This window comes from Pelorhabdus sp. sgz311002, from assembly GCF_056134285.1.
Genome location: NZ_JBWBCL010000014.1, coordinates 19,496 through 32,651, shown reverse-complemented (window position 1 = coordinate 32,651; position 13,156 = coordinate 19,496). Strand labels below are relative to the sequence as shown.

Annotated in this window: 15 protein-coding genes; 10 read left to right on the top strand and 5 right to left on the bottom strand. The window is 42.9% G+C overall.

The features are described 5' to 3' along the window. Nucleotides 1-13 precede the first annotated feature (13 nt). From AC0NJP_RS16330 to AC0NJP_RS16320, 3 genes are all read left to right on the top strand, one after another. The gene (locus AC0NJP_RS16330) at nucleotides 14-1,189 is read left to right on the top strand and encodes a sialidase family protein (protein WP_474700504.1); all 1,176 of its coding nucleotides are present in this window, start codon (nucleotides 14-16) and stop codon (nucleotides 1,187-1,189) included. Nucleotides 1,190-1,275: 86 nt separating this feature from the next. Next, nucleotides 1,276-2,022, top strand: coding sequence for an SDR family NAD(P)-dependent oxidoreductase (locus AC0NJP_RS16325; protein ID WP_474700464.1), 747 nt, complete (start codon nucleotides 1,276-1,278; stop codon nucleotides 2,020-2,022). A 20-nt stretch (nucleotides 2,023-2,042) separates the two neighbouring features. Next, nucleotides 2,043-2,522, top strand: coding sequence for a NanQ anomerase/TabA/YiaL family protein (locus AC0NJP_RS16320; protein WP_474700463.1), 480 nt, complete (start codon nucleotides 2,043-2,045; stop codon nucleotides 2,520-2,522). Nucleotides 2,523-2,617: 95 nt separating this feature from the next. Here the strand turns inward: AC0NJP_RS16320 and AC0NJP_RS16315 are convergent, their stop codons facing one another. After that, the gene (locus tag AC0NJP_RS16315) at nucleotides 2,618-3,787 is read right to left on the bottom strand and encodes an iron-containing alcohol dehydrogenase (protein WP_474700462.1); all 1,170 of its coding nucleotides are present in this window, start codon (nucleotides 3,785-3,787) and stop codon (nucleotides 2,618-2,620) included. A gap of 204 nt (nucleotides 3,788-3,991) precedes the next feature. Between AC0NJP_RS16315 and AC0NJP_RS16310 the strand changes: the two genes are divergently transcribed. Beyond that, nucleotides 3,992-4,693 carry a flagellar brake protein gene (locus tag AC0NJP_RS16310; protein WP_474700461.1) on the top strand — a complete coding sequence of 234 codons (702 nt, stop codon included), beginning with the start codon at nucleotides 3,992-3,994 and terminating at the stop codon, nucleotides 4,691-4,693. On the opposite strand, the gene AC0NJP_RS16305 is transcribed toward AC0NJP_RS16310, so the two are convergent. Next, nucleotides 4,685-5,080 carry a thioesterase family protein gene (locus AC0NJP_RS16305; RefSeq protein ID WP_474700460.1) on the bottom strand — a complete coding sequence of 132 codons (396 nt, stop codon included), beginning with the start codon at nucleotides 5,078-5,080 and terminating at the stop codon, nucleotides 4,685-4,687. The two genes, AC0NJP_RS16310 and AC0NJP_RS16305, sit on opposite strands and share 9 nt — an antisense overlap. A 176-nt stretch (nucleotides 5,081-5,256) precedes the next feature. Here AC0NJP_RS16305 and AC0NJP_RS16300 point away from each other — a divergent pair, with 176 nt between their 5' ends. From AC0NJP_RS16300 to AC0NJP_RS16280, 5 genes are all read left to right on the top strand, one after another. Then, a complete protein-coding gene (locus AC0NJP_RS16300; protein WP_474700459.1) occupies nucleotides 5,257-5,967 on the top strand; it encodes an MBL fold metallo-hydrolase in 711 nt (236 codons plus the stop codon). Between the two features lie 32 nt (nucleotides 5,968-5,999). Next, entirely contained in the window at nucleotides 6,000-6,629 is a 630-nt protein-coding gene (gene trhA, locus AC0NJP_RS16295) for a PAQR family membrane homeostasis protein TrhA (RefSeq protein WP_474700458.1), read from the top strand. Between the two features lie 127 nt (nucleotides 6,630-6,756). Continuing rightward, entirely contained in the window at nucleotides 6,757-8,136 is a 1,380-nt protein-coding gene (gene bioA, locus AC0NJP_RS16290; RefSeq protein ID WP_474700457.1) for an adenosylmethionine--8-amino-7-oxononanoate transaminase, read from the top strand. 97 nt (nucleotides 8,137-8,233) lie between these two features. Then, complete coding sequence (locus AC0NJP_RS16285) at nucleotides 8,234-8,782, top strand: gamma carbonic anhydrase family protein (protein WP_474700456.1); 549 nt, start codon at nucleotides 8,234-8,236, stop codon at nucleotides 8,780-8,782. A 14-nt stretch (nucleotides 8,783-8,796) separates the two neighbouring features. Next, the gene (locus tag AC0NJP_RS16280; protein ID WP_474040000.1) at nucleotides 8,797-9,237 is read left to right on the top strand and encodes a universal stress protein; all 441 of its coding nucleotides are present in this window, start codon (nucleotides 8,797-8,799) and stop codon (nucleotides 9,235-9,237) included. Nucleotides 9,238-9,293: 56 nt separating this feature from the next. On the opposite strand, the gene mgsA is transcribed toward AC0NJP_RS16280, so the two are convergent. Further along, nucleotides 9,294-9,668 (bottom strand): methylglyoxal synthase, encoded by a 375-nt coding sequence (gene mgsA / locus AC0NJP_RS16275; RefSeq protein ID WP_474039999.1) that lies wholly within the window; start codon nucleotides 9,666-9,668, stop codon nucleotides 9,294-9,296. An 85-nt stretch (nucleotides 9,669-9,753) separates the two neighbouring features. Here mgsA and AC0NJP_RS16270 point away from each other — a divergent pair, with 85 nt between their 5' ends. After that, on the top strand, nucleotides 9,754-10,500 hold the full coding sequence (locus tag AC0NJP_RS16270; protein WP_474700455.1) for an HD domain-containing protein: 747 nt from the start codon (nucleotides 9,754-9,756) through the stop codon (nucleotides 10,498-10,500). Between the two features lie 143 nt (nucleotides 10,501-10,643). Here AC0NJP_RS16270 and AC0NJP_RS16265 read toward each other — a convergent pair whose 3' ends face one another. Then, nucleotides 10,644-11,876 carry an LL-diaminopimelate aminotransferase gene (locus AC0NJP_RS16265; RefSeq protein ID WP_474700454.1) on the bottom strand — a complete coding sequence of 411 codons (1,233 nt, stop codon included), beginning with the start codon at nucleotides 11,874-11,876 and terminating at the stop codon, nucleotides 10,644-10,646. A gap of 96 nt (nucleotides 11,877-11,972) precedes the next feature. Beyond that, nucleotides 11,973-13,034 carry an HD-GYP domain-containing protein gene (locus tag AC0NJP_RS16260; RefSeq protein WP_474700453.1) on the bottom strand — a complete coding sequence of 354 codons (1,062 nt, stop codon included), beginning with the start codon at nucleotides 13,032-13,034 and terminating at the stop codon, nucleotides 11,973-11,975. Nucleotides 13,035-13,156 lie beyond the last annotated feature (122 nt).

The window sequence follows — 13,156 nt, the reverse complement described above, 5'->3', positions numbered from 1 at the left end:
TTCTTTGAATACAGTGGAAGATAAAGACGGGAAACTTTATCCTGATCAAACAAGCGATCGGATTGATGCCTATATTCCATCGAATTGTCCGCAAAATCATGCGTCCAATATTATGCCCTTACCGAATGGCGACTTACTTTGCGTCTGGTTTGGCGGAACGCAGGAAGGAATAGCTGATATTTCAATTTATATGTCGCGACTGAATCAAGGCGAATCAGTATGGACTGAGCCTGTAAAACTTTCTGACGATGCTGGGCGGTCAGAGCAGAACCCTGTTTTGTTTTCAGCGCCGAATGGCGAATTGTGGTTGTTATATACGGCGCAGAAGTCAGGCAACCAAGATACGGCGATTGTTCGCTACCGTATCTCGCAAGATAACGGCTATACTTGGGGACCGATTGAAACTTTATTTGGTACGCCGGGGACCTTTATTCGTCAGCCGATCGTAGTATTGGAAAATGGCGAATGGCTCATTCCCGTTTTTTATTGTCACGTACAACCTGGGGTAAAATGGGTTGGCGATTACGATACAAGTGCGGTGAAAATTTCTGCTGACCAAGGGAAAACCTGGACCGAGTATGTGGTACCAAGTAGTACTGGCTGCGTCCATATGAATGTGGAAAAGCTTCAGGACGGTACACTGCTTGCTTTATTTAGAAGCCGTTGGGCTGACTTCATTTATGCCAGCCGTTCGGCTGATCATGGCCGGACTTGGAGCGAGCCTGTCGCTACAGAATTACCTAATAATAATTCTTCGATTCAGTTTACCGTTCTGGCGAACGGTCATCTTGCTCTCGTATATAATCATATCAGTGCTGAGGCTTCGACGGAAAGACGCGCTTCGTTATATGATGAGATTGAAGATGATGAGGAAACCGTAGTAACAGAACCGGCAGTGGCAGCCGCTCCGATAGAAAATTCTAATGAAAAGAAAGCTTTTTGGGGAACGCCGCGCGCGCCCATGACAATTGCTATTTCGGAAGATCATGGCAAAACCTGGCCTTACCAGAAAAATATTGAAGTGGGCGATGGCTATTGTATGACGAATAATTCACGGGAAAAACTGAATCGCGAGTATTCTTATCCTTCCATAAAACAAACACCGGATCAAAGAATTCACGTGACTTTTACGTATTTCCGTCAGGCCATTAAATATGTTTCTGTCACAGAAGCGTGGGTTAAAGAATAAAAAGTGGAAACAGAAACTAGGTAGGTTAGTAAAATCTCCTAGTTTCTTTCTTTCTGGATAGCTTTAGAAAAGGCGGTAGGTAAATTATGTTTTTACAAGGAAAAGCTGCTATTGTAACAGGAGCTACACGGGGAATTGGTCGAGCGATCGCCCTTACTTTAGCAAGGGAAGGCGCATCACTCGTCATCAATGGCAATCAGACGGTTTTGCTACAGCAGCTGGCACAGGAAATCGAAGCGAAGGGGCAAAAGTGTATTGTTGCCGTAGGCGATGTGTCTGATTATGCTGTAGCGGAACGTATTGCCAGTATGGCGCAAACACAGTTTGGACGAATCGACATTTTAGTCAATAATGCTGGGATTAATCGGCGGGTTCCAACACTCGAAATGGATCTTGCCGAATGGCAGCAAGTAATGGATGTGAATTTAAACGGGACTTTATATTGCTGTAAAACGGTTCTGCCAGTTATGATCGCGCAGCAAAGCGGTAAAATTATCAATATATCATCAACAACGGCAAAAACGCCGCATCGCAATGCGTCGCCTTCTTACGGCGCTTCTAAAGCTGGTGTAAATTATTTGACACAGCATTTAGCCTTAGAGATGGCTAAGCATAATATTTATGTTAATGGAGTTTGCCCTGGGCCGATTGAAACGGATATGAGTCAGCAATGGACCAAAGAGTATCGCAGTCAGGTTCTTGCTAGAATTCCGCTGGGGAAATTAGGAACACCGCAAAATGTGGCTGATACAGTGCTCTTTTTAGCATCGTCCATGTCGGATTTTATTACTGGAGAAACAATTAATATTAATGGCGGCACCTTTATGAATTGACTAAACAAGGAGTGGAGACTATGATTACTGGTGTTTTGGCGAATGTAGCACAAGAAATTCATTTTTATCCAAAAACCTTGCAACAAGGGTTGCAGTATCTCTTCGATACTGATTTTTCCCAAGTTGTTTTAGGTCGTCAAGAAATTGACGGTGACAAAATCTATGCCATGGTTTCTGAATACGAAACAGAGGCAAAAACGGTTAGACGACCAGAAGCTCATCAAAAATATATTGACATTCAGTATATTTTTACTGGGCGGGAAGTAATTGGTACGGCGCCGCTTACTGCAGCTGGTGAAGTAACAGAAGACCTTTTGGCGCAGCGCGATGCCATTTTCTATAAGAAACTAGACAATGAAGTGTACCATACGCTTACGGCGGGGATGTTTGCCATTTATTTTCCTTGGGATGTCCATCGGCCAAATTGTTTTGTCAACATGCCGGAAAAAGTAAAGAAAGTGGTTGTCAAAATTTTGCTTGCTGAATTAGTCGCACAATAACAGAGAGTACCCCTTTCAAAAGAAGTATATAAAAATAGAAATCTCGTACCAGACAGTACGAGATTTCTTTATGGGGATTCAAAATGCAATTTTGCTTAGAAAGTTACTTCTTTTCCCGTATAGGCGCAAGTCAGAAGTTCTTTCATTTCTTCTACCGAAATGGATCTAGGATTTGAGCCTGTGCAAGGATCTTCTAGCGCGTGTGTGGCAATCCCGTCGACACTTGTGTCAAAGAGTTCTTGAGTTACGCCAGCTTCTTTTAACGTAGCGGGGATTTCTAGTTTTTTATTGAGATTACGGATAAACTGTACGAGACTTGCTGTAAGCTCTTCCGTAGAAGCGCCAGGGAGATCAAGCTGTTTTGCCACTTTCGCATAATCCTTGCCAACGGTTTTTTGATTAAACTCAATAACGAAGGGCAGCAAAATTGCATTGGCGCAGCCATGGGGAATATGGAAAAGAGCGCCAATTTTATGGGCAATACTGTGAGTAATGCCTAACAACGCATTCGTAAAAGCCATACCAGCTAGGCACTGTGCATTATGCATTTGTTCGCGGGCTACGTGATCGCCCTCGTAAGATTTCAAAATATGTTCTTTAATCATAATAATGGATTGCAATGCTAACGGATCTGTATAGGGAGAGCGGGCGCTAGCCACGTAAGCTTCCAAGGCGTGAGTTAAGGCGTCCATGCCGGTATGAGCGACAAGTTTCGGTGGCATTGTTTCAGCAAGTTCTGGATCGACAATCGCAATATCGGGCGTTAAATTATAGTCAGCTAAAGGATATTTGATTTTGGTGGAATAATCCGTAATTACTGAGAAGGCTGTTACTTCTGTTGCCGTACCACTAGTAGAGGCAATCGCGATAAATTTTGCTTTATTGCGCAGAAGAGGGACTGTGAAGGGGTCTTTGACATCGTCGAAGGTCGTTTCTGGATGTTCATAGAAAATCCACATTGCTTTAGCCGCATCAATAGGGCTGCCGCCGCCGAGGGCTACGATCCAGTCAGGCTCAAATTCACGCATTAAAGCGGCGCCTTTAAAGACTGTTTCAACAGAGGGATCTGGTTCAACGCCTTCAATGAGTTTTACTTCCAAACCAGCTTTTTTCAAAGCGTCAGTCACTTTATCGAGAAAACCAAATTTTTGCATCGAGCTGCCACCTGTTACAATAACAGCGCGTTTGCCTGTTAAGTTTTCTAGTACTTCTGCCATGCAACCGCGGCCAAAATAAACATCTCTTGGAATTGTAAATCTGCTCATTTACGTCACCTCATCAAAAGTGTTATTTTTTTCACAAAATTGTCACAACTTCATTTTACAGCACCTTGTTTTTGCCGTCAATATGGAAAAGAAAAATATACCATTCCATTTTTTTAGCAGGACTTTGTCAAAGAAAAAAAGAAAAATAGCAACAGATTACCTAGAAAAACGCTTTGTTTATTCCTGTTTGAAGGGGGAAAAGCTATGGATATAAAAAAATTTCTTACACCCTTAAGAAAGTTAGAGTTTGTTGAATTTGACCCCTTGAATCAGTCGGTTCATATGTATCACAGCCGTATTGAGGAAATTGGTGACAAAGAAAAAACGCTGCTAGTATCAGAACCCTATGGTAAGGGGCAGCTTTTACCGCGACGCTACCAAGAACCTTATACGGTAAGAATTGTGGCTGATGACTGCGCCTATGTGTTTCAAGCTTCATTACTGCGCTACACAAGAGAACCTTTTGCTTTGTGGACCATTACTTATCCGACAACAGCCAGACGAGACCAATTGCGCGATTTTGTCCGGTTTAACATTAATCTTGATGTTGTTTTGACAGCAAAGGAAGTGGCGGCAAAAGATGGGGAGACGCCTGCTTTGCCAGTGGTCATCAAAACTCTTACGCGTGATATTAGCGGCAATGGCATGTGTATTCTTTGCCCAGAGGATAGTAAACTAGCTATAGGGTCTTGTTGGAATATTGTTTTGCCTTTATCGCCTTTTTTCTCGTTAGAAGTGGAAGGTGAAATTTTGCGAATTGTCATTACGGAAAATGAAAAAGTTTTTTGCGGTTTACGCTTTACTAAGATTGAAGAAGTAGAGCGGCAAAAGCTGATTCAATTTATTTATAAAAAACAGATCGAGCGCCGGAAAAAGGAAGATGCTTTGTTTAATGACTCAATTTAATTTTGATTGAGATTTTTTTAAAAAGCTTTCTAATTCAATAATGTAGCGTTCGTGGGTACCTTCGCCAACTTTTTCTTTTTCATCAAAGGCTTCTACGGAGAAAATCAAACGTTTTCCTTTAATTTCAGTAAGCTTTGCAGTGCAACGGACTGTCATACCGATTGGCGTCGCAGCTAGATGGCGAACATTTAGCTGAATTCCTACCGTAGCGAGACCTGCCGGTAGTCGTGGGTCGACAATAGATAGAGCCGTTGCTTCCATAAGACCAATCATGGCTGGCGTAGCATAGACGGCTGCTCCGCCGCTGCCATAACGGATGGCTGTGTTATCAGTCGTAACCTTTTCTTGTTTTTCGCTGCTTAAACCTAGCGATAAATTATATTCCATGGTACTCAGTCCTTTCTTTTCGTTTATGGTTTATTATTTTCTGCATGGAAGCGATGATTCCTACTTGAAACTAAAAAAACTTTTTATTAAGATATGCTGTTAAATGATAATTTATAGTATAATAAAGTAAAAATCACTTTCCTTTTTATTGAAGGAGCCGAAATGGAGGGATTAGCGTGGAGCTAACCTTTTTAGAACATAGTGGGTTTATGGTGGAAACCGATCACCATATATTGATTTTTGATTACTATCGTGATCCGGCAGGCAAGGTAGCCGCTAAACGAGGGAATGGGAAAAAATGGTTTGTTTTTTCTTCCCATAACCATGGTGATCATTTTAATCCGGCAATTGCCCAATGGCAGAATGATTCTTATTACTTTCTATCGCATGATATTGCAGCAGAAAGTGGTACTGCAGCTTTTATGTCTGATAAAATTAGCGTAATGGCGCCTTATGAGACTTGCCGCCAAGCTACAGTGACAGTAAAGAGCTTTGGTTCGACTGATGCAGGAATTTCTTTTTTGGTTGAAGTAGAAGGACATAAGATTTTTCATGCTGGTGATTTGAACTGGTGGCATTGGAATGGTGATACACCCGAAAATATTAAGCAAGCCGCTGCTGATTTTGCGAGAGAAATGGAAAAATTAAAGGGAGAGTCTTTTGATGTTGCCTTTTTCCCGGTGGACAGCCGCTTGGAAGAATATCGCACGCTTGGCGTTGAGACTTTTTGCCGCGATACGGATCCGAAGCTGGTCGTAGCGATGCATGCTTTTGGTCCTGTATGGGAACCACCGACGCCATTTTGTGTTGAAAATCGGGAAATTCCGCTGTGGATTCCTAAGGCTGCGGGAGAAACTTTTATTTATGAGGCGAAAGCGGTTAAATAAATGAATTTTTATTGGGTGATAAGGAGGTTTGCATGGAGGAAAAATTAAACGCGATTACTCACGGTGTCGGAACGGCTTTTGCTCTTGTTGCTTTAGCTGTTCTCGTTTTTGCCGCTTATACGAGCGGCAGTACTTGGCATATTGTCAGTTCTTTCATCTATGGAATTTCTATGGTGCTGCTATACTTAGCTTCCACGTTGTATCATAGTTTTTCCAATGAACGAATTAAGGCGATTTTCCAAATTATTGATCATTCGGCGATTTATTTATTGATTGCAGGAACCTATACGCCCTTTGTACTAGTGCCGTTGCATGGGACTTTGGGTTGGACTGTTTTTGCAGTGATTTGGTCTGTGGCGCTTGTCGGAATTGTTTTTCAAATCTTTTTCGTCAAACGTTTTAAGATCTTTTCTACTTGTTGCTATCTGCTTATGGGATGGTTTGCCGTCGTCGTAATCAAGCCGCTTATGGAAACCTTGCCCCATGAAGGCTTGTTGTGGCTGATGATAGGCGGAATTCTCTACTCTGTGGGAGCGATTTTTTACTTATGGCGCCGCATGCCTTATAATCATGCCGTATGGCATTTATTTGTTCTGGCTGGCAGCGCAGCGCATTTTATTGCTGTTTTCTTTTATGTACTGCCGCTACCTGTTGTGAGTTAGGGTTTACAAGTATTATAAATGAGTGTATAGTGGAAATGTTAACATTGGCTTTTCAGCCAGTTAACATTTCTTTTGTTTATTTGGTAAACTTAAAATTTAAATAAGGTTAACGAAAGCGGGGATTGGAATGAATCAGATTGAACAGCAAGATAAAGAGTATTTATGGCATCCTTTTACACAAATGAAAGGCTGGCTAGAAGAGCCGCAGACTGTTATTGCCGCCGCGAAAGGCATTATGTTGACAGATACAGAGGGGCGAAGCTACTATGATGCCGTGTCCTCTTTATGGGTTAATATTCATGGTCATGGTCGTGCGGAAATTGATGAAGCCATTCAAGCCCAGCTTGGCAAAGTGGCCCATAGCACAGCGCTAGGGCTGGCTAATATTCCGGCATCCCAGTTTGCCGCTGAACTCATTGCTGTGGCGCCTAAGGGGCTTTGTAAGATCTTTTATTCTGATGACGGATCAACAGCCATTGAAGTGGCTATTAAGATGGCTTTTCAATATTGGCAGCATCAAGGACGACCTAACAAGAAGCGCTTTATTTCTTTGGAACAAGCGTACCATGGTGACACAGTGGGAACAGTGAGCGTAGGGGGGATTGATTTATTTCACCGGGTGTTTCAGCCGCTTTTATTTAAACCCTTTTCGATTCCTTCGCCGTCATGCTATCACTGTAAGTTGGCTAAATCGCCGGAATCTTGTCAGTGGGAATGTGTAAAAGCCTTAGAAGAACTGTTGGCAGAGCATCATGGGGAAATCGCCGCTCTGGTAATGGAACCGCTCGTTCAGGCGGCAGCTGGCATGCTTATGGCTCGACCTGGCTATTTGGCGAAAGTACGGGAATTGACGCAGCGTTACGAGGTCTTGTTAATTGCAGATGAAGTAGCGACAGGTTTTGGACGGACTGGTACGCTTTTTGCTTGTGAGCAGGAAGGGGTAACACCTGATTTCATGGCTTTATCAAAAGGGATTACGGGCGGCTATATGCCGCTAGCGGCAACTATTACGACTCAGGCTGTTTTTGATGCTTTTTTGGGTGATATGGCGGCAAAGAAAACCTTTTATCATGGTCATTCCTATACTGCGAATCAACTAGCTTGCGCGGCTGCGTTAGCGAGTCTTAGAATTTTTAAAAAGGATCAAGTTATTGAAAATTTGCCGCCGAAGCTGGCGGCTATTGCTGAAGAATTAACTAAGATTGCGGCTCTAGAGCATGTCGGTGATGCTAGACAATGCGGTATGATTGCGGGCATTGAGCTTATGGCAGATTCAGCAACAAAGACCCCTTATGCCTGGGATCAGACGATGGGGGCCAAAGTATGCATGAAAGCAAGAGAACATGGAATTTTTATCCGTCCTGTTGGCGATGTGATCGTCTTTATGCCGCCGCTTGTCAGTACGGTAACAGAGATTCGCCATATGTTGTCGCAGGTGGCTGCCGCAATTGACGAAGTAACGAATCAAGGACAATTTTCTACCTGTGGCGGGGGGGCTCATTTTTAGAAGCAGCAGGAAGTTGTGAATTTTTCCAGAATACAAAAGATAAGAACCATTATAAACTAATGAAAGAAAAATAGCGTAAGGAAAGAAGGGCGAGCCTATGGTAAAAGATTTTGAAGGACACAGTCCGGCTCTAGATAAGAAATCATTCATTGCTGATGGAGCCCAGATTATCGGAGCTGTAACCATGAAAGAATTTAGCAGTGTATGGTTCAATACCGTTGTACGCGGTGATGTCAATCGTATTGAAATTGGCCGCTATAGCAACGTGCAGGATAATAGTGTTGTCCATGTAACTGATAATTTTCCCACTATCATCGGCGACTTTGTGACTGTTGGTCATAATGCTATTTTGCATGGTTGCACCATTGAAGATCATTGTCTTATTGGCATGGGGGCTATTGTTTTAAGTGGCGCGGTCATTGGAACGGGAAGTATTATTGCTGCTGGCGCTCTTGTTAAGGAAAAGCAGGTTATTCCGCCGCATTCTCTAGTAATGGGTCTGCCTGGTAAGGTTATAAAATCGACAGAAGCCGATTGGCCGAGTATTCATGCTCAAGCGCTCAAATATAAAACCTTATGGACCGAGCGGTATGGACTGTTGCCTGATGCCGATGGCGAACGCTATCACGGCGAAAAGATCGTTTAAAGGAGGGAAATCCCATGATTGAACTCAAAAAAATTGTAGTGGCCTATGATGGATCAGAGCATAGTAAACGGGCTCTGGATTGGGCTGTGAAATTTGCTGGCGCTTCTAAAGCGGTGATTGATGTTGTCATGGTGCTAGTACCATCATCTTTACTTGTCGGTGTCGATTATGCCGGCGTTTGCTTTTCGGAAGAGTTAAAAGAAATGGCTGAAAAAGAGATTGAGGAACAGCTGGAGGCGGCAAAATCTTTTTGCGAAGCGCAGAATGTAGTTGTTCATACTGCGACTCTGTTTGGCAATGTTGTTGACGAGATACAGCATTATGTAACAGACGTAAAGGCCGATATGGTCATTTGCGGCACCCGTGGTCTTGGCGGTTTTGAAGGACTGCTTGTGGGCAGTGTGGCTCATAAACTTGTAACGTATTTGCCTGTACCAGTATTGGCCGTTAAATAAAAATAAGCGAATCTATCAAACGTGATAGATTCGCTTATTTTGTCAAAAGTCATAAATTAATGGGCTTCATCAAAAGCTGTCAGTAATAGATGAGCACTAGTCTGGTTTGTTGCAAGGGGAATATTATGAACATCGCAAACGCGAAGCAGCGCTGTAATGTCAGGTTCATGGGGCTGCGCGGTAAGCGGATCGCGTAGGAAAATAACGAGAGCTACTTCGCCGTCAGCAATACGAGCGCCAATTTGCTGATCGCCGCCTAAAGGGCCTGATAAAAAGGTGAGAACAGGGAGCGATGTTTCTTCGGAGATTAGGCGACCGGTGGTAGCCGTGGCAATCAGATGATAATGCGAAAGAATGTTTTTATGTTCTTTTACAAAGGCGAGCATTTCTTGTTTCTTCTTGTCATGGGCAATTAGTGCTATTGTTTTCAACTGGCCTCACTCCTTTTGTTTCCTAATGTAATCTTAGCAAAGATTGAGGGCTTCGTAAAGTTTTTTACCGTAGGGAGGAGTTTGTATGGATCAAGCTTTTTTAGCAGAAAGAACAAAGTCTTTTTATGACTATGTGGCTGAGTTTCGTTCTGATGATGTTGATATTCAGCAGCATATGGATATGAAAGAATTTCATACTGATAAAGTAGCGGCTCACTGCCGGTCGTTAGCTCAAGTCTTGCAGCTTGGCGCGGCGGATCAAGCTTTAAGCGAGCTCATTGGTTTGTGGCATGATGTGGGGCGCTTTTCCCAATATAGTCGTTATAAGACTTTTAATGATAAACTTTCCGTCAATCACGCTGAATTAGGTCTAGTCGAACTGGAACGGCTGGGCTGGTTGGCGCTGATTAGTGAAGCCGATGCTGATATTGTGCGGTTTGCCATCGGAGCCCATAATGCTGTCAAAATTGAAGCAGCGCCGACGGAACGTCACTTACTTTTTGCGAAAATCATTCGCGATGGTGATAAGCTTGATATTTTTCGCGTTCTGGAACCGTTTCTGGCGCCACCGACGGAACAAGGCTGCAGCCCTCAGATTCTGCAGGATTTAGCTGTTGGCAAACAAACTTTTTTTGAAAATATGAAAACGCCTGATGATCGAAAACTTGTTCGTCTTTCTTGGGTGTATGATTTAAATTTTGACTGGACGGTGCAGAAAGTTAGGGAGAAAAACTATGTCGATCATATTCTTGCCTATTTACCTGGCACGCCCGAACTGAAAGCGATTCGTGAAGCCATGCATGCTTATATGGCAAAACGTGCTCAAAAGTAGGTATAAAATAGCTGCTAGCCCGATCAGTGTACAAATCATTTTTTGCAGCAATGCGACTTGTAATTTTTGAACGAAAGGCCCTATCACGTAACTGTGATAGGGCCTTTCGTATACTTATACTTATTCCCGATAAAAGATGCTTTTTACAGCTTTAATCTTGTTTTGATGCGTTCTACTGCTTCTTTGGTACTTTCCTGATTGCCGAAAGCGGTTAACCGGAAATAGCCTTCGCCGGCTGGTCCAAAGCCGCTGCCAGGCGTACCGACAATGTTAGCTTCCGATAAAAGTTTATCAAAGAATTGCCAGGAGTCGAGGCCTTCGGGAACTTTCAGCCAGATATAAGGGGCGTTCACGCCGCCGAATACAGTGAGGCCAAGGCTGGCGAGACCGTCACGAATGATTTTGGCATTGGCCATGTAATAAGCGACAAGGGCTTTTACCTGTTTTTGGCCTGCTTCGGAGTAAACAGCTTCAGCGCCTTTTTGAATAATATAAGGCACACCATTAAATTTCGTGGTTTGACGACGATTCCAGAGGCTGTTTAAGGGATGCCTTGTTCCGTCAGCAGCAGCAGCCATAACTGTTTTCGGTACTACTGTATAAGCGCAACGAGTACCAGTAAATCCTGCTGTTTTGGAGAAGGATCTAAATTCAATAGCTACGTCTTTCGCGCCTTCAATTTCATAAATGCTGTGAGGAATATTATCTTCCTGGATATAGGCTTCATAAGCGGAGTCATAGAGGAGGATCGAGCCATTCGCTTTGGCGTAATCGACCCAAACTTTTAGCTGCTCTCTTGTCAGTGTAGTTCCTGTGGGATTATTAGGCATGCACAAATAAATTAAATCTGCTTTTTCCTGGGGAAGTTCTGGCACAAAGTTATTGGCCTGATTGCAAGTAAGGTAGAGAACTTTGCCAAATTTTCCATTTACGAGTTCGCCAGTACGACCAGCCATGACATTGGTGTCAAGATAAACCGGATATACAGGATCCGTAATGGCAACGGTATTTTCCAAGCCGAAGATTTCCTGAATATTACCTACATCACTTTTCGAACCATCACTGACAAAGATTTCATCAACCGCTAAATCAATGCCGCGTGGAACATAATCAGTATCAATAATTTTTTGAATTAAAAAGGCATAGCCTTGCTCTGGACCGTAACCGCGGAAGGTTTTTTCATCAGCCATTTCATCAACTGCTGCATGTAAGCTGTCGATCACTGCGGGCGGCAAGGGGCGTGTTACATCGCCAATCCCTAAACGAATAATGTCCGCATCAGGATGTTCATCTTTAAAGTGCGCCACTCTACGGGCAATTTCAGCAAACAAATAGCTGCCTGGTAACTTCAAATAATTTTCATTAATAGTAGCCATGTAATAAACTCCTTTCAAACTGTAAACAATACTTAAATTATACAACAATCAAAGCTTTTACGCATTTTTTTCCTGCAAATTTCTTCAAAATCCTGTTTAGGTCTTGCAATACATGATTTTTAGCAGGGGAGTATCTTTTAATGAGATCTCATGGGGCGAACAAACCTTGCCTTCTTGATCGGTTATAATGCGAATCACCGGCTTAGACGGAGCGTCAAAGGGAACCGATACAACGAGGGCGGACTGGCCTGTATTTAATACAACCATGGTTCCCGGCGCATAGAGAGCCACGCGAGATAGAAAACGTTGTCCTAAAGCTTGGTCAAAATGCACTCCGAGACCTTTATAAATAATATCATAAGCTTGTTTGGGCGGCATTGCCCGGCGATAAGGGCGATTCGCCGTAATAGCGTCATAAACATCAGCAATAGCTAAAATACGAGCATATTGCAAAATTTCTTCGCCTTTGAGGCCGCGAGGATAGCCTGTCCCATCAATTCGTTCGTGGTGTTGCCAGGCCATATGGGCCGATAAACTAGAGAGCTCCCACCGCATTTTTCTTAAGGAATTAAATCCCCACTCAGCATGATTTTTTAATAGCTCAAATTCTTCTTCAGTTAGCTTCTCTGGTTTATTCAATAAATCAAGACTGATTTCGTTTTTGCCTACATCGTGAAGTAAGGCGCCGCAGGCAAGTTCTTTGAGTTGCGGTACTGTCAAATCGCTGAATCTTCCTAGCAAGATTGCGTAAATTGCACAATTGAGAGAATGGGAAAAGGTCGTATCATCATGGGAGAAAATTCCTGTTAAACAAATAGAAATATCCGCCTGACTAAGGAGTTCTTCGACTAAGTCGGAGGCCATATTGGATAACAGTTTTACCGAAAAAGTCCCCTTGTTTTTTAAGTCAGACATGGTTTGATGAAGGATAGACAGCGCCTGTTGTTGCATTTCAATGCTTATATATTCTGTTTCTTCAATCCCCTCATAAAGGGGGTCAATGACACATAAAGTGCTTACCTGCATGGCCTCAAGCTTGGCAATATAGCTTTGAGTTAGCACCACGTTGCGTGATAATAGAATCATCCCTGTATAAGTCATAATATCACGGGCTAAAACCATCCCTGGTTTTGCCTCTTGGATATCAATTCGTCGCAAAGACTCACTTCCTCAAAATAAAAGTCTAGTATAAAAATAAGAGTATCTCTATCAATTGTATGTCACAATAAGAGTCTTTGACTAGTAAAAAATAGCGAAATAGGAAAAAAATTTGGCGTTTT